The 15,180-nt window shown below is 61.5% G+C and carries 11 protein-coding genes; 1 reads left to right on the top strand and 10 read right to left on the bottom strand.

Annotation, left to right across the window (positions count from 1 at the left end; all coding sequences use genetic code 11):
• Positions 1-32: 32 nt before the first annotated feature.
• The 4 genes from ABD837_RS22415 to ABD837_RS22430 form a co-directional block, all read right to left on the bottom strand.
• The gene (locus tag ABD837_RS22415; RefSeq protein WP_345059066.1) at positions 33-890 is read right to left on the bottom strand and encodes a DUF4249 domain-containing protein; all 858 of its coding nucleotides are present in this window, start codon (positions 888-890) and stop codon (positions 33-35) included.
• 149 nt (positions 891-1,039) lie between these two features.
• Positions 1,040-3,397 (bottom strand): TonB-dependent receptor, encoded by a 2,358-nt coding sequence (locus ABD837_RS22420; protein WP_345059068.1) that lies wholly within the window; start codon positions 3,395-3,397, stop codon positions 1,040-1,042.
• A gap of 78 nt (positions 3,398-3,475) precedes the next feature.
• Positions 3,476-3,787 (bottom strand): thioredoxin, encoded by a 312-nt coding sequence (trxA, locus tag ABD837_RS22425; protein WP_345059070.1) that lies wholly within the window; start codon positions 3,785-3,787, stop codon positions 3,476-3,478.
• A gap of 123 nt (positions 3,788-3,910) precedes the next feature.
• Positions 3,911-4,348, bottom strand: a complete 438-nt coding sequence (locus ABD837_RS22430; RefSeq protein ID WP_345059072.1) for a hypothetical protein — start codon at positions 4,346-4,348, stop codon at positions 3,911-3,913.
• Between the two features lie 338 nt (positions 4,349-4,686).
• Between ABD837_RS22430 and ABD837_RS22435 the strand changes: the two genes are divergently transcribed.
• A complete protein-coding gene (locus ABD837_RS22435; RefSeq protein WP_345059074.1) occupies positions 4,687-5,742 on the top strand; it encodes a DUF6687 family protein in 1,056 nt (351 codons plus the stop codon).
• 268 nt (positions 5,743-6,010) lie between these two features.
• Here ABD837_RS22435 and ABD837_RS22440 read toward each other — a convergent pair whose 3' ends face one another.
• From ABD837_RS22440 to ABD837_RS22465, 6 genes are all read right to left on the bottom strand, one after another.
• Positions 6,011-9,724, bottom strand: a complete 3,714-nt coding sequence (locus ABD837_RS22440; protein ID WP_345059076.1) for an AAA family ATPase — start codon at positions 9,722-9,724, stop codon at positions 6,011-6,013.
• Positions 9,725-9,803: 79 nt separating this feature from the next.
• Complete coding sequence (locus ABD837_RS22445; RefSeq protein ID WP_345059078.1) at positions 9,804-10,274, bottom strand: hypothetical protein; 471 nt, start codon at positions 10,272-10,274, stop codon at positions 9,804-9,806.
• Between the two features lie 106 nt (positions 10,275-10,380).
• Positions 10,381-11,637 (bottom strand): exonuclease SbcCD subunit D C-terminal domain-containing protein, encoded by a 1,257-nt coding sequence (locus ABD837_RS22450; protein WP_345059080.1) that lies wholly within the window; start codon positions 11,635-11,637, stop codon positions 10,381-10,383.
• A gap of 160 nt (positions 11,638-11,797) precedes the next feature.
• On the bottom strand, positions 11,798-12,232 hold the full coding sequence (locus tag ABD837_RS22455) for a DoxX family protein (RefSeq protein WP_345059082.1): 435 nt from the start codon (positions 12,230-12,232) through the stop codon (positions 11,798-11,800).
• A 76-nt stretch (positions 12,233-12,308) separates the two neighbouring features.
• A complete protein-coding gene (locus ABD837_RS22460; RefSeq protein ID WP_345059084.1) occupies positions 12,309-13,688 on the bottom strand; it encodes an MBL fold metallo-hydrolase in 1,380 nt (459 codons plus the stop codon).
• 104 nt (positions 13,689-13,792) lie between these two features.
• Positions 13,793-15,178: a hypothetical protein gene (locus ABD837_RS22465; RefSeq protein WP_345059086.1), complete on the bottom strand. Its 1,386-nt coding sequence runs from the start codon at positions 15,176-15,178 to the stop codon at positions 13,793-13,795.
• Positions 15,179-15,180 lie beyond the last annotated feature (2 nt).

Here is a 15,180-nt window from a genome sequence, read left to right on the forward strand (position 1 = left end):
TTGCCTGGGCCGTCAGCTATTTGCTGAGCTGGCTATTTCTCCAGCACTTTGGTGGCCCTGGTGCCGCTCAGCACCGTGAAGATGCCCACGCCCCCCTGCACGTTGCTGTAAATGGTCGAAGGCTGCGCAAACGGGTTGCCGTTGGCCCCGCGCGCATCGCGCACCGACTGCCGGAAGCGGTAATAGGCAATGTCGGTGTGGTAGAGCGTGGCCGTCACAGTATCGCCCGGGAAAAAGCGGTAGCTGGTGCCCAGCACAAACGGCTGGCCGTTCAGCAGCCGGTCCTGCACCGATATATCCACTTCCGGCGATTTCAGCAGCGCCCCCTTGGCGGGGTTGCCCTTGTGCAGCTGCAGCCGGTAGCAGTCGTCGGGCGAGGCCGGGTCGCGAAAGTTGGTGAGGAAGTAAGCCTTGCGGTTTGTTCCGGTCTTGTCGTTGAACTTGTATTCCACCGAATCAATCGGAATGGGAGCTAGCATGGTCGTGGTTCCCGTAATCTGGCGGCCCTTGGTGTCGCGCACATCAATTTTAAACACGTCGCCGGCCTTGGCCACCAGCGGGTCGCGGCCAATGTGCGAGTGGAATTTCTCGCCCGAAGCCGTATCAATCAGGGCGTTGTAGTTGGGTTTGAAATCGAGCGCTATCAGCCTCCCGTTGGGCATAGTCAGCGTCACGGTTACGTCGGTGGGCACCTGGGGCAGCACTGCGCCCAGGTAAGGGACCGACGTGGTGACGGCCAGGTTGGGCACCTTGCCGGGCTCGAGGTAACACTCTACCACCAACTCGGCCGAGTAAGTAGGCAGCGGCACGTTGATGTCGTTCTGCAGCTTGCCGCAGCCGGCCAAGGCCAGCAGGAGCAGGGCGATAATGGATTTGAATAGGGAAGGCATTGGAGGATAATGCATAATTCAGAACGTCATGCAGAGCGCAGCGAAGCATCTCGCGTGCTGTTACTAATCAATGTTGCTTTCATGATTGAGTTAGTGCCACGAGCGAGATGCTTTGCTGCGCTCTGCATGGCATATGGCGACATGTTCTATCAAAACCGGAAATTGTACGTGAGCGACGGAATGACCGGAAACAACGATACCTGCTTGGCGGCAAATCCCGTAACGCGGTTTGAGGGCTTGTCGCGCACGGTGTCGAAAAACACGAAGTAGGCGTTGCGGCGGTTGTAGGCGTTGTAGATGCTCAGCGTCAAATCCTGGTTGCGGCGGGTACCGATTTTATACACTGCACCGAGGTCGAGGCGGTGGTAGGGGATGAGCTGGTAGGAATTGCGGTCGGGGTAGATGGGCACCGGGCGCGGGTCGATGCCCACGCTGGAACCCGGAATATCCTGCACGCCGAAGCGGCCGAGCGGCAAGGTGGTCAGGTTGCCCGAAGTGAAGATGAAGCTGGCCGTGAGGCTGAGCCGGGCATTGAGCTGGTGCAGCACCACCACGGTCAGGTTGTGGCGGCGGTCGTAGTTGGGGTGGAAGTCGCGGCCGCCGTTCACGCCGTTGGTGCCGTTCTGGGGCTGGAAGTTGCGCCAGCTCCAGGCCAGGGTGTAGCCAATCCAGCCGGTGGTGCGGCCGGTTTTCTTCTCCAGGTACACCTCGTTGCCGTAGGCCCAGCTTTTGCCGAAGATGAATTCCGCGTCCAAATCCGGGTTGGCAAACAGCTGCGCGCCGTCGCGGAAATCGACCTGGTTCTGCCCCCACTTGTAGTACAGCTCGTTGGTGAGCAGATACTTGCCGCCGAACAGCAGGAAGCTGGCCCCGCCGCTCACCTGCTGCGAGCGTTGCGGCTTTACCCGCAAGCGCGAGGGGTACCAGATGTCCGTCGGCAGCGTCGCGCCCGAGTTCGTGACGAGGTGTACGTACTGGTACATCAGCGCGTAATTCAGCTTGAACGAGGTGTTGTCGTTCAGCGAGTAGCGGGCGGCGGCGCGGGGCTCGAGGCCGCCGTACTGGTTGTCGCCGCTCCGAAAACCCGTCAGGCGCAGGCCGCCTTCCAGCTGCAATTTGTCGGTGGCCTTGTAGTTGTCGGAAGCATATACGGCGCCATCCAGGCCGTAGTAGTTCACGTCGGAGCCGAAGTTGATGCGGCCGTCGGCGGAGTTGGCATCGAGCCGGCCCACGCCAAAGGTGTGCTGCGTGAGGACGCCCCCGAATTTCAGCTGGTGCCGGTCGTCGGGCGTGTACTCAAAGTCGGTGCGCCCGGTGTAGTCGGTGATGCGCGAGCCCAGCGTGAAGCTGAACTGGTCGAGCTTGTTGGTCAGGGTGTACTTGTAATCGGAAACCGAGGCCGTGGTGTTCACAAACAGCTTGGGCGAAAACACGTGGTTCCAGCGCAGCGAGCCCAGCGTGTTGCCCCATTGAAAGCTGAAATTGAAGCCGTTGTTGCTGCTGAAGCCGAAGATGTCGCGGCCCAGGTAGCCGGTCAGGAACAGCTGGTCTTTCTCGCCGAGCGTGTAGTTGGCCTTGGCATTGAGGTCGTAGAAGTAGTAGTCCGGAATCGGGCTATAATCTTCCTTGTTCTCGTTGCGCTTGTTGATGGCGCGGGTGAAAATGTCAAAATACGTGCGCCGCCCGCTCACGATGAAGGAGCCTTTCCCCTTGTCAATAGGCCCCTCGAACGTGCCGCGCGACGAAATCAGTCCGATGCCGCCGGTGGTTACATACTTCTGCCGGTCGCCTTCGCGCAGCTTTACATCCACCACCGACGACAGCCGCCCGCCAAACTGCGCCGGAAATCCCGACTTGTACAGGTCCACGCTCTGCACCGCATCGGAGTTGAACACCGAAAACAGCCCGAACAAGTGGTTGGGGTTGTACACCACCGTATTATCCAGCAGCACCAGGTTCTGGTCGGCTGAACCGCCGCGTACGAACAAGCCGCTGGTGCCCTCGCCGCCGCTCTGCACACCTGGCTTCAGCTGCAGCGTTTTCAGAATATCGACTTCGCCAAACAGCGCCGGCAGCAGCTTGGCCTCCCGAATGCTGATGCGCTCGACGCCCATCTGGGTGCTTTTCAGTTTCTGCTCCAGCGACACGCTGCCGGTTACCAGCACCTCGCCTAGCTCCTGGTTGTTTTCCTCCAGGTCGAAGCTCAGGCGCTGGCTTTTCGTCAGGTTCAGGTCGCGCGTGATGGTGCGGTAGCCAATGGAGGTAACCACCAATTGCACCCGGCCGGCCGGCAAATTCAGGCGGTAGTGGCCCACCGAGTCGGCCGCCGTGCCGGTGGCCAAGGCCGGCACCGCCACGCTGGCCCCGGGCAGCGTTTCGCCGTGGGCACCCCGCACGGTGCCGCTGAGCGTTACGCGCCCAGCCTCCTGTGCCCAACTGGGCACGGCACTCAGTATCACCAGAAAAACCATGAGCCAGAAACAGCGCGTCGTCAAACTAAAAACCATACAGCAGCGAACAAGACGAAGCACAAAGGTAGCTGTCCCGCAACGCCGCACCCGGCCGGATAGTTTATGCCCGGGCCGCTATTGCTCCACAAACGGCCGCAGAGCCTGCACAATTTGTGGGGCGGGCACCACGCCGGCCTGCCGCCACACCGGCTGCCCTTTATGGAACAGAATCAGGGTCGGGATACTCTGCACCCGGTATTGCTGGGCTACGGCCTGGTTGCGGTCCACGTCTATCTTGATAACCCGCAGCTTGCCCCCGTGCTGGGCGGCCACCTGCTCCAGAATGGGCGCCATGGTTTTGCAGGGACCACACCAGGTGGCAAAGAAATCGACCAGCACGGGCATACCGGGGCTGTCGATGAGCTCGGAGAAGGACTTGCGAGGCACGGGACTACAAATTAGTAATGAAAAAATAACCGTTCAGACGGGGCCAAAACGCAACAGGCCCGGCTGGGGGCCGGGCCTGTTGTACGAGAAATGACTGGGGCCAAGATGCGCCGCTGCAATTCCTTATTGTTCTTTTTTAATAATGGTCACGTCGTTGCTCACTTCCGGGAACACAAAGCGGCCGCTCACGGCACGCGCGCCCTTCACGCGGCACTCCCAGGTGTAGCGTCCGGGCGTTGCCTGGGCTGCTTCGCCTTCACCGGTTTTGAAGTAGTCGGGGTCAGAGGGGTCCGTGGGGAAAAGCACGTCCACGCCGCTCTGGCCTCTGGGTATTTCCTTCACCAACAAATAATCCTTTTGGGTGCGCTCGTTGTGAACCACGAAGGTGGCCGTGTAAGGACCAAGCTGGCCGTATTTGTCCAAGATGCCGAGCTTGATTTGGGCGGTGGTGCTCACCATCCAGGTTTGAGCTTTGGCAGCCGGGGATAAGCCCAGGAGCAACCCGAAAAATCCGACAAATAGCAATTTTCGTAGCAGAAAAGAAGGTGCTGAAATCATCACGATATAAAGAAAAAAGTGGGTGAAATTACTGGTGCAGGATTGGTCGCCTAATGTTCCGCAGTAGGCACTTTCATGCCAAGATAATGTACTTGTAATGGGATTGCAAATGTGTGCTCTCAAATGGTTGTTCAAATATTCCAACATTTGGCGCAAGCAGAAATTGGGTTTTCGATGAACGACAATTAATCGACGTCCACAGAGGCTAAGTTGCGGCCGAAGCGCGCAGATGGAAAGTCGGCGGTTGGTTTCGCGTTAATAATCAGGCGGCTTGGCGGCGGTAACCCGGCCCGTAGTGGGAGGGTGCACGCCAGGTCGTCATTCCGACGCAGCTTTGCAAGATGAACCGCTATTTCGTGCCATTTGCCCAACTCCGCAGGCAGCCCGCTATTGTTGTCGACAGCGTGGGACTCGGCGCTGTCCTCACGCTGGCCCACTGGCGGGGGGCCGCTACGCCCAGCGTTCTGCGCGACGATACCAGTGCCGGTTCCGCCTTCCGGGCCCTGCATCATCCCGAAACGCCGGGCCTCTCGGCAGGCGCCGTTACGGCCAATCATTTCGACGTGGACGGCTTCGTGGGCGTTTGGAGCCTGCTGAACCCGGCGCTGGCGTTGCGCCACGAAGCGCTGTTGCGCCAGGTGGCCGGATTAGGCGATTTTCGGGAAATAGACTTCGCCAACCCCGAGGCCAGCCACGCGCTGCAGCTGGTGTGCTGGCTGAATGCCGAGGAAAAGGCCCGTTTTTATGAGCCTTTCGGGGCGCCTGCCCGACGACGCCGCGAGGATGAAGCTTCGGCCGAAAAATTCGACTGGTTTTTGCCGCGCTTTGCCGAAGTGCTGGACACTCCCGAAGCTTTCCGAGCGGCCTGGCAGCCCGAATTTGACCGTGTGCAAGCGGCAGTGGTCCAGCTACAAGCACCCTCAGCAAAGCGCCGGAATTATCCGGAGATTGGCTTGGCGGTAGTCGAAGCCCCCGCTCCGGTACCGTACTACGCCTTGTTTGGCCCCACTGCGGGAATGGACATCGTACTGAGCGTATACGATGGCAACCGCTACGAGCTCGAATACAAATACACTACCTGGATTGACCTCGAAAGCCGCCCTACGCTGCCCCGCCTGAACATGGCCCCGCTCGTGGCCCGGCTGAATGCGCTGGAAACCAGCGGCCGCGCCTGGGCCGCCGACGGCATCACCGATACTGGCCCGCTGCTGCGCCTCGGCGGGAAAAAGCTTACCAAAGCCGAGCGCTACGCCGACCCCGACGGCCGGCCAATTTATGCGTCATCCATTGCGCCGGCAGCGATGGAACAAGAAGTTGTGGCGTTTTTTCGGCAGGGGTACGCCGGCATCCAACCAAAGAAGTACTGGACCTGGGCGGAGGTGAAAGCAGCGGTTTAGTTGTTAGACTTGTTCCCAAATACTGAAAAGCACCAAATTGGCGGTCATGCTTCATCTTGCGTCCGCGCAGTCGAAGCATCTCTACCGCTTCGTTGCACCGATTGGATTGCTTACACGGTAGAGATGCTTCGACTGCGCGGACGCAAGATGAAGCATGACGTTCTTTTTTTGTTTTCTCTTATTGGGGAACAAGTCTATTATATGCTTGATGTCAGTTGTTAATACAAACCTGGCTGCCTGACCAACAATTGACACCACGTAACCAGCCTTACACCGCGCAATTGGTTTCGTCGCCGCGCACATCTACCACGTGCACGCTGCTGTTGCCTCCTGCACCGGGCCGCACCCGAATCTGGGTACCAATGCGCTCCTTCAGGTCGGAAACGTGGGAGATGATGCCAATCATCTTGCCCGAGTGCTGCAGCCGTTCGAGGGCGTCGAGGGCTGTATTAAGCGCATCCGGGTCGAGGGTGCCGAAGCCTTCGTCGATGAACAGCGACTCGATGCGGGCCTTGTGGCCGGCCAGCTCGCTCAGCCCCAGTGCCAGGGCTAAGCTTACAAGGAAGCTTTCGCCGCCCGAAAGCGACGCCATTGGCCGCACGGTGTCGGCCTGGTCGTGGTCAACAATTTGGAGTTCCAGGTTGCGGTTAGGCGTTTTCAGAATGGTGTAGCGGCCCGTGAGCTGGCGCAGGCGCAGGTTGGCCAGCCGGGCCAGGTGCGTGAGCGTCAGGCCCTGGGCAAACTGGCTGAACTTGTCGCCCCGCGCCGAGCCAATCTGTTCGTTGAGGTCCTGCCATCGCTGCTCTTCCTGCTGGCGTAGCAGCAGCTCTGCCAGGCCGGCGGCTTGCTGGGCGCGGGCGTCATCGTCCTGCTTCAGCTGGTTGCCCACGGCCCCAAGCTGCTGTTGCAGCACGTCATCAGCAGCCGAAAGGGTGTTGAGCTGCGCCGTGAGCTCCGCCGTGGTGTGGGGCGTGAGGCCGGCTTCGGCGTGGTGGCTTAGCTCAGTGGTAAGCTTGGCCTGAAGCGTGCGCGCCGCTTCCTGGGCCGTGCGGTGCTGCTGGCGCCGTTGGGCAAGGCGCTCGGCCTCGGCAGGAGGCAGCAGCAGGGCCTTTGCCTCGGCGGCGGTGGCAAAGCCGGCCGTGGAGAGGGCAGTAGCCAGCTCGGCCTGGCGTTCGGCAAACGCCGCCTGGTGCGTTAGCAGTTGCGTTTGCAAGGATTCCTGGGCGCTTTGCTTCACGGCCAGGTCCTGTTGCTGCGCGGCCAGCTGCTGGTGAACCTGTTTGAGGTCCTCGGCTAGCTTTTGGGTGTTGTGGTGCAGCTGCTCGGCTTCGGCGCTGGGATTGGTGCCCGCGTAGTAGGCTTGGCGGGTCGCTTGCTGCTGCTCCAAGGCCAATTCATCGTCTTTGATGGCGGTGGCGACGGCGGTTATCTCCAGGAGCCTCCGGCTCAGCTCTTCGACGCGGGCCTTGTGCACCACCTCTTTCTCCAGCAGCGCTTTTCCTAGCTGGGTCAGGGTGTTCACTTGGGCTTCGTAGTGGTCGGCTCGCTCCTGCAACGTCACCAGAATGCTGTCGTAGGGTGGCCGGGCGGGTAAAGCCAGCTGGTGCGGCCGAAGAATATCCTGGATGGTGCTACGGAAAATGTCGGCTTGTTCCTGCCATTCTACCAGCTCATCGGCCAGCTTGGCCAGTTCGAAGTCGAGGCTGCTTTGCCGCTCCAGCAGCCGCGGAATCTCGCGTTGCGCAACCGTGGCAGCTTCTCCGGCTTGCAGGTACTTCTCGCGCAAAGCAGTCAGCTTCTCATCGAGCACAGCGAGGCGGCGGCGGGCAGCCACCGCGGCGGCTTGTTCGGCAGTGGTTTCAGCCAGCAAGGTGCCCACCGCGGCGGGGTCGGCCGGCAAGCTGGGCGTGGGCACCAGCGTAGCGGCCACCGCAGTGGCGTGTTGGCGGGCTGCCTCAGCGGCATCCAGGGCTTCCTGACGAAGCTGCTGGCGCTGGCGCTGCTCGGTCTGGCGGCGGGTGCACGAGGTAGTGGCATGGCGCAGCTCTTCCTCAAGCGCCGCCAGCGTTTGCTGCTGCTGGGCCACGCGCTGCTCTTGCTCGTCGGCTTCGGCGGCAAAATCAGCGGCAAAAGCGTGCTCCAGGGCCCCGCACAGCGGGCAGGGCTGGCCATCTTGGAGTTGATGGCGGTGAGCGTTGAGGTCGGCCAGGGCTTGTTGGGCACGCAACTCGCGCCGGTAGCTTTCCAGCAGCCTCTGGCTGTCGTTGCGGCGGGTTTCGAGGTGGGCGACGGCGGTTTCGGCTGCTGCCTGGGCCGGGGCTTCCTGCGCGATTTGGGCGGCCAGGCTTTCGGCGCGGGCTTGTTGCTGGTGGGCAGTTTCGGCCTTCGGCAACAGCAGCTGCAACCCCTGCTGCCGGGTGGTGAGGTCGTCGGCGCGCTGCGCCAGGGCGGCGGCATTGGTACCGTTCAGCAGGGCGTCGCGTTCGTTGCGGCAGGGCTGGCCCTCGTCCTTGATGGCCTGCTGGCTGGCCAAGGCGTTGGCTTCGAGGCCGCGCTGGCGTAGCAGGTCGGCAGCGGCTTCGCTTTGGTTTTTGCGCAGCTCGGCCCCACGCGCTTCGCGGGTGGCTATTTCCTTTTGAGCGCCCTGCAGGTCGATAATTTCACGGCCCAGCTGCAGTAGCTGTTCCTTCAATTTCGCTTCGGGACTGTGGTCGATAAGCCAAGAGTCGAGGGTGGCGTTTTGGCGGCGCAGCTCTTCAATATTGGCGGCCTGTTGGGCCAGTGTGGCTTCGTCTTGCTGGTGGTTTTGCTGGTTTAGGAAGTGGGCGTTGCGCCTAATTGTGAGCTGATTGCGGGTAGCGGCAATTTCGGCGTCGTGCTGCTGGGCTTTGCTCAGTACTGGGCGCAGGCGGTTTTCTTCGGCCAGAGCGTCGGCGTGGGCAGCGGTGGCGGTGCGGTGGGCCGTGGCCGCGGCAGTGGCCGCCAATGCCAGGCGGGGTAGGGCCTCGGCCAGCTCCCGTAGCTGCTTTTCGTCGCTGATAACTTCCTTCTCGGCGGCCTCTGCCAATTCCAGCGGCTTGTCCACAACTGCCGCGCGCAGGTGGCCTTCGAGCCGGGTAAATTCTGGTTGCAGGGCTTCGTCGGCCAGTTGCAGGCGCTCTACATCGAGAGCTGTTGCAGCCAGCTGGCGGTCCAGCTGCTCAAGTTCGGTGCGCCAGGCCAGGCAAATGGCCAACTCCTGCTGCTCTTCATAGTGCTGCTCGGCCTGCTGGTGCAGCACGTCGAGCTGCCGTTCCAACTCGGCCCGTTCCTCGTCTGAGAGCAGGCGCGTGGCGTCCAGCTTGGCACGCAGCAGCTTGGTCTTCAACTCTTCCTCCTTCGCCTTTTCGAACGCGGCCACACTTAGCTGCGAGTAGATGCCCACGTTGGTCATCTTTTCGAGCAGAGCGCTGCGCTCTTTTTCGGGGGCGTGCAGGAAGCGGGCAAACTTGCCCTGGCTCAGCAGCACCGACTGCTCGAACTGCCCAAAGTCCAGCCCCGAAACCTCGCTCACTCGGGCGGGCACGGCTTCCTTGCCCGAAACCACGGCCACGCCCGAAGGGCTCATTACCAGGGTCATGGCATCCTGGCCGAGGCCGCCTTTATCTTCGCCGCGGGTTTTGCGCTTCACTTCCCAGCGCGAGCGGTAGCGCACGCGGTCCACCGTACCCGTGTCGGGATTGGTTTCGTGTACTTCAAATTCAACTTCCGAAAATGCGTCTTTGGCGTGGCGGCTCACCATCTCGCCCACCTGCCGGTCGTGGCGCGGCACCCGGCCGTAGAGGCCCACGGAAATTGCGTCGAGCAGCGTACTTTTGCCCGCACCCGTGGGGCCCGTAATGGCGAAGAGCCCCGTATCAGCCAGGGGCGTTTCGTCGAAGCGAATGAGGAACGGTCCGGGCAGCGAGTTTAGATTGGCAAAGCGGACGCTGATAATTTTCATAGTCTAAAATTACGCCCGCCCCACCAGCAAGAAGCAGGCGGGGCGGGCGAGAAGTCAACTTAAATGCGCCTAAAGAAGCCTATTTGGCTGTGCTTGGGACCGTAGCACGCTGGCGCCGGGCATCTTCGGCCAGGTAAAAAGCGGATTCCTGCTGGTAAGCTTGCAGGTCCCAATGCGATTGTGCACGGGCCAGGCTCACGATGGACGCCTGAAAAGCCGTGCGCTGCTCAGGCGTGCACAGGGCACTGGTCGAATCGGCCCGCAGGGCATTGCGGAAACGGTCGAGTTGGGCTTCTACGGCCGTGACTTCAGCGGCACCCTTCTTGGGTAACTGCTCGGTGGGCGTGCGCAGCACGGGGTACGACTGGCCCCGGTATTTCTCTACGTTGGCTGTCGGCAAGTCGACTGCTGCTGCTTTCCTGCGCGAAGCCATGCGGCCCAGATTGAATGCCGCCACAACGCCGTTGGCAATCAAGGAAGCCTGCGCCTGCGCGTGGTCAGCGGCGGCCATCACGAGCACTAAAGCAAGGATGGGTAGTTTTATGTTCATAAAAAGCAAATCAAGAAGGAAGAAAAATAAATCTACGGCCAAGGGCCGAACAAGTAAATATACACTGCGGGTACGCTTGCAAATGGCTTTCGCAACGACGCACAGCTTATTCGCGGCCGCCTCCCATCTGGGGGTCGGTTTCGCTCAACAGCTGACGCAGCTCGCCAAATGTGGCCGTGAGTGTGGCGGCGCGCTCGGGCGGCAGGCCTGCTACGCGCCGGGCAAATACCTCCTCTACCGTCAGCTCGTGCAATAGCGCCAGCGGGGCTGCGTCGGCGGCCAGGTCGGGCTGTTCGGTGGCGCGCTGGTGGCGCACGCCGCGTGGGGCAATTACCTGCTGCTTTTGCAGTTGCAGCACGGCCTGCACGCGGCGCTGCACTTCGGCGGGTGTTTCGTCGGAGCGCACCAGTACGTCGGCCCAGGCCACCAGCGGGAAGGCCGAGTTATCGTAAGCCAGGATGTCGGCCTCTACTTCCTCGAGCGAGCCGTGGAAGCGCTGCAGCCGCCGGGCCACCGGCACCAGCAGGCCCGTGATAGTGGGCGCGCCCGCGCCCTTAAATTCCAGGAGCAGCACCTGCTGCTTGTCATCGGCCTCGGTGAAGGACAGCGGCACTGGCGAGCCCGAGTAGCGGATGTGCGCCCGGCCACCCACCACTTGCGGGCGGTGCAGGTGGCCCAGCGCCACGTAGTCGAACGCCAGCGGGAAATGTTCGGCTCCCACCAGCCCCAGCCCGCCAATGTGCACGTCGCGCTCGGCTCCCTCGCGGGCTTCGCCGCCAGCCGCATAGAGGTGGCCGGTGGCGAGCACGGGCACGTCCTGCTCGCGCAGGCGGCGCACCACGTCCATCTCCGAGAGCGCCGCGTAATGGCCGGCAATGCTTTGGCGGATGCGGATTTGGCGGTCGTCGGGGCTTTCGCCAGCCACGGCCAGGCGAATATCGCGGTCGCGCAGAAACGGCACGGCACACACCACCAGGCCCGGGCGGCCATTGGGTCCGGCCAGGTGCAGCACTTGCTCGGCAGGGTCGGCGGGTACGCCGCCCACTACGTGAATGCGCAACTGCCGCAGCAATTGCCGCGAGGCGTTGAGCATGGTAGGCGAGTCGTGGTTGCCGCCTACTACCACAATGTCGCGGCAGCAGGTGCCCTGCATGCGCACCAAAAAGGTGTAGTATTGCTCCTGCGCCGTGTAGGAGGGCGATTGGGTATCGAAAATGTCGCCGGCAATCACCAGCGTATCAATGGCCTGGGCCTGCACCGTCAGCAGCAGCCAGTCGAGAAAAGCCTGTTGCTCGGTGGTGCGTTCCTGGCCGGTTAGGAAGTGCTGGCCGAGATGCCAGTCGGCAGTGTGGAGAACGCGCATAAGGTAGAGTGAATCTCAAAGATACCTGAACCAGGAAGAACCTTACAGTGGCCTTGGCCCGGGGTTCCCGCTGGCGCACGTTTGCGCCGCTTGCGGGCCGTTTCTGTCGCGCAGTAGTCGGTGGCAGAAGCCTGGTTCCGGGGCATACCTTCGCGCGTCGTTATATAGCCGCGCTGTTGGTGGGCTGGTTACTGCTGGTGAGGCTTTCGGTCTTCCAGGCGCACGCCGGCAGGCTGATGGAAAGCAGGCAGGCAATCAGCAGAAAACTGAACTCCATGCCGTTGCGGCCACCACCCACCACAAACCAGCCCTCCGGCCAATGCACGGTGGCAATGCCCACCAGCAGCACCACAATGTTGAACGCGGCTGCCGGCCGCAGCCACCGGTTCAGCAGCAGCAACAGGGCCGTGAGCACCTGCCCCAGTACTACTGCCCACGCCAGGGGCACGCCGAAGGGTGCAAAGCCGATTTTGTTCAGTAACAGCTCGCCAAAATCGTGCACGTCGGTACCCGTGAAAACGCCATGCAGGCTGTGAGAGAGCAGAATAATGGCTACTGCCAGCCGAAGCAGAAACAAACCCTTAAATACACGCATGCTATTGGTAAATAAAAAGCCGCAGCTGTTCATTGCATCGAATGAACGGCTGCGGCATACCCGTTTTTCGGCGGTCCTAGTGAACGGCTTGGTTCTGAAAGTCCGTAATGGCCTCGCCTAAATCCAGCACCTGCACACCGGGCAAAGCGGCTTGCACAATGCTGGCCCCCGCCGCCGAGCGGTAGCCGCCCGCGCAGTGAATGAGTACCGGCTTATCGGTCGGGATTTCGTGGGCCCGCTCGCGCAGTTCGGGCAGTGGTATCACCAGCGCATTATCGAACACTGGGGTTTTCGCTTCGGTGCGGTTGCGGATATCGACAATGGTGAACTGCCCGGGGTGCTGACGCACGGCTTCAACATCTACGGCAGGCGACGTGGCGGGCAGGGCCGCCGGGGCCAGCAGCGCCCCTTTAATATTGCCTTCGTAGCCTATTTTGGCGGTTTTGCGCTCCACAGTGTCGAGCGCAATTTTGGTGTCGGCCAGCAGGTAAAATTTCTCTTTCGGGCCCACCACCGAGCCCAGCCAGGTTTCGAATTTGCCGCCGTCCTGCAGGTTAATGGCGCCCTGTAGGTGGCCGGCGCGGAATTTGGCAGCCGGGCGGGTATCGATGAGTAGCACGCCGGGTTCCAGCGGGTCGGTACTGCCGAGGTGCGGCACTGCCCGAATGCTGTCTTCGAAGCTGGGGGCGCCCTGCTTGTTGAGCTGCACGTCGTGGGCGAAGTACTTGGGCACGAAGGGCTGGTCTTCGAGCAGCACTTTGATGAACTCCAGCTCCGACATGGGCTGCAGCGCATAGTTGGTTTTCAACTCTTTGGCGATAGTCGAGTCGAGGTCGAGGCTGGTGGTTTTGCCGCAGAGCGAGCCGGGGCCGTGCGCGGGGTATACTCGGGTGCTGCCGGGCAGGGTCATCAGCTTGTTGCGGGTGCTGCGGTAGAGCTGTGCGGCCAGGGCCTCGCGCTGGTGGCCACCCACGGCCTCGTCCTCGCGCAGGTCGGGCCGGCCCACATCGCCCACGAATAGGGTGTCGCCGGTGAATACGGCCCGGCTCTGCGCCATCTCATCCATCAGCAAAACACTGATGCTGTCGGGCGAATGCCCGGGCGTGTTGATGGCATGCAACTCCATGTTGCCAATTTTCAGGCGGTCGCCGTCATCGAAATGCTTGTGTGGGTATTTGGCCCCCACCAGCTTGCTGCAGTAGATGGTGGCTTCGGTTTCTTGGGCAATCTCCAGGTGCGACGACACAAAATCGGCGTGCGGGTGTGTCTCAATTACGGCAATGATGTTGGCCTCGTGCTCGTCGGCGAAGTCGTAGTAGGGCTGGGGGTCGCGGCCCGGGTCGATAACGGCAATCTGGCGGCCGCAGCGCACGGCGTAGCTGGCGTGGGCCAGGCCTTTGTCGTAGAACTGCTGAATTTGCACGGCCGAGGCCGTGCTACTGGGGAGGGGAGGCATAATGTAATGCGGTTGAGGAGCCTTCACAGCGGCGGCCCTGCAGATTGGTTGAGGAAGAACTCAAATATAAACGCTGGATGCGGAGTGCTCCCGGCACCGGCGGTTCAAGGCCAGGTTACACGCTCTAAATCGGGCAGCGCGCGGTCGGGCTGCCACCCCCAACCCACAATTACCTGGTTTGGCTCGATGGACAGCACCGTAGGAACAGCCGGCCGGGTGGCTACCAGGGGCCGTAATGCATGGCGGCCCGGTTCATACAGTAGCACTTGCCGGTAGGTATTTAGAATAAGGAAGCGGTGGTCGGGGCTCAGACCCAATGAGTGGAACGCGGCCGAGTGTGTGGGTGAGGTCGCAGTTGTATCGACCACTAGTAAGGTAGAAGGCAGGGTTTCGGGTACCGTCAGGGTATGCAAGTCGGTGAGCAGGCCAGTGGGCAGGCGCCGCGCCAGAATAAGCCCGGTGGGCTGTTCGTTCAGGTAATTACCAATCATGAAGAAGCCCGTCCCAGTCTGAGTAAGAAGCAGTCCACCAATAGCAGCCAAGATAATCGTTTCGGCATTAGGCACCTGCCGGAAAGTCTGGCCGATGAGCTGGTAGCTGCCACCGGGGAGGGCATACGCTCCCTGCCAATGGAAAGCCGGGCGCTTGCCACTCGGCCATAACACGGACTGGGCCAAGTGTCGTTGGCCATTGGGTTTGATGACCAGTAGGAAATCGACCCGCTTGGTGCGGGGTGTGGCCTGCCCGGCCGGTATCTGGCGCACATGTTCAGTGTCGGAATGGCCCAGCAGCAGCAGGCCCTCGGGCACCAGCGAGGCCGCTTCCAATTCGTCTTTAGTCTGCAGCGACCCTTGGTAGACTAATTCACCACTAGCTAGGGCACAAGTATGAATGAGAGGCAGCGGCGTCGCTTCGGTGAGTAGCTTTTGCTGCAATATCCATAAGTGCGTTTCGTTGGCCAGCGCCTGCAGGATGGGCTCGGCTGGCAGCTCGCGCGTCCAACGCGTCGACAAATCGGTGGTCAGGCAGCGCGCCAGGCAAGCCGTTTTGGTCGGCATTAGCAACACAAAACCCTGGCCGCCCGCCAGGCCTACCAACTGCGGTGGCGGTAGTGGCCGCAGGAGCGAATGCGCCCCGGCAAATACCAGTCGCGTCAGCCGAACTACACGCCCCAGCGAGTCGGTGAGTAGCAAGGCGCTGGAATCTGACGCGTATTTGCGTAGCACGTAAAGGCTGCGTGTTCCGCTTTGGGCCGAAGCCGTCAGCGCGTACAGTTGCGGCAGCACCACCTGCACCTGTTGGCTACTGCCGTCGGCTGCCAGCACGCATTGCAACAGCTTGTATTCGCCGGCGCGAATGGTCTGCACGTTGCTGCCGACCACGCGGGTACCGCCAGCCATTGGTTGGGCATGTAGCGAAAGGCTGGTTAGCAGCAACAGCACCAGGCTAGTCAGCCGCTGGGTATTTAAGCAGGCATTGTGAAGCAACATAA

Origin of the sequence: Hymenobacter glaciei (genome assembly GCF_039539585.1) — a bacterium.
Lineage (GTDB): Bacteria > Bacteroidota > Bacteroidia > Cytophagales > Hymenobacteraceae > Hymenobacter > Hymenobacter glaciei.

Excerpts from the sequence above, each read along its gene's own strand:
- ABD837_RS22415 (WP_345059066.1), bottom strand. The coding sequence starts at position 890 with ATGCCTTCCCTATTCAAATCCATTATCGCCCTGCTCCTGCTGGCCTTG.
- ABD837_RS22420 (WP_345059068.1), bottom strand. The coding sequence starts at position 3,397 with ATGGTTTTTAGTTTGACGACGCGCTGTTTCTGGCTCATGGTTTTTCTG.
- ABD837_RS22435 (WP_345059074.1), top strand. The coding sequence starts at position 4,687 with ATGAACCGCTATTTCGTGCCATTTGCCCAACTCCGCAGGCAGCCCGCT.
- ABD837_RS22440 (WP_345059076.1), bottom strand. The coding sequence starts at position 9,724 with ATGAAAATTATCAGCGTCCGCTTTGCCAATCTAAACTCGCTGCCCGGA.
- ABD837_RS22445 (WP_345059078.1), bottom strand. The coding sequence starts at position 10,274 with ATGAACATAAAACTACCCATCCTTGCTTTAGTGCTCGTGATGGCCGCC.
- ABD837_RS22450 (WP_345059080.1), bottom strand. The coding sequence starts at position 11,637 with ATGCGCGTTCTCCACACTGCCGACTGGCATCTCGGCCAGCACTTCCTA.
- ABD837_RS22455 (WP_345059082.1), bottom strand. The coding sequence starts at position 12,232 with ATGCGTGTATTTAAGGGTTTGTTTCTGCTTCGGCTGGCAGTAGCCATT.
- ABD837_RS22460 (WP_345059084.1), bottom strand. The coding sequence starts at position 13,688 with ATGCCTCCCCTCCCCAGTAGCACGGCCTCGGCCGTGCAAATTCAGCAG.
- ABD837_RS22465 (WP_345059086.1), bottom strand. The coding sequence starts at position 15,178 with ATGTTGCTTCACAATGCCTGCTTAAATACCCAGCGGCTGACTAGCCTG.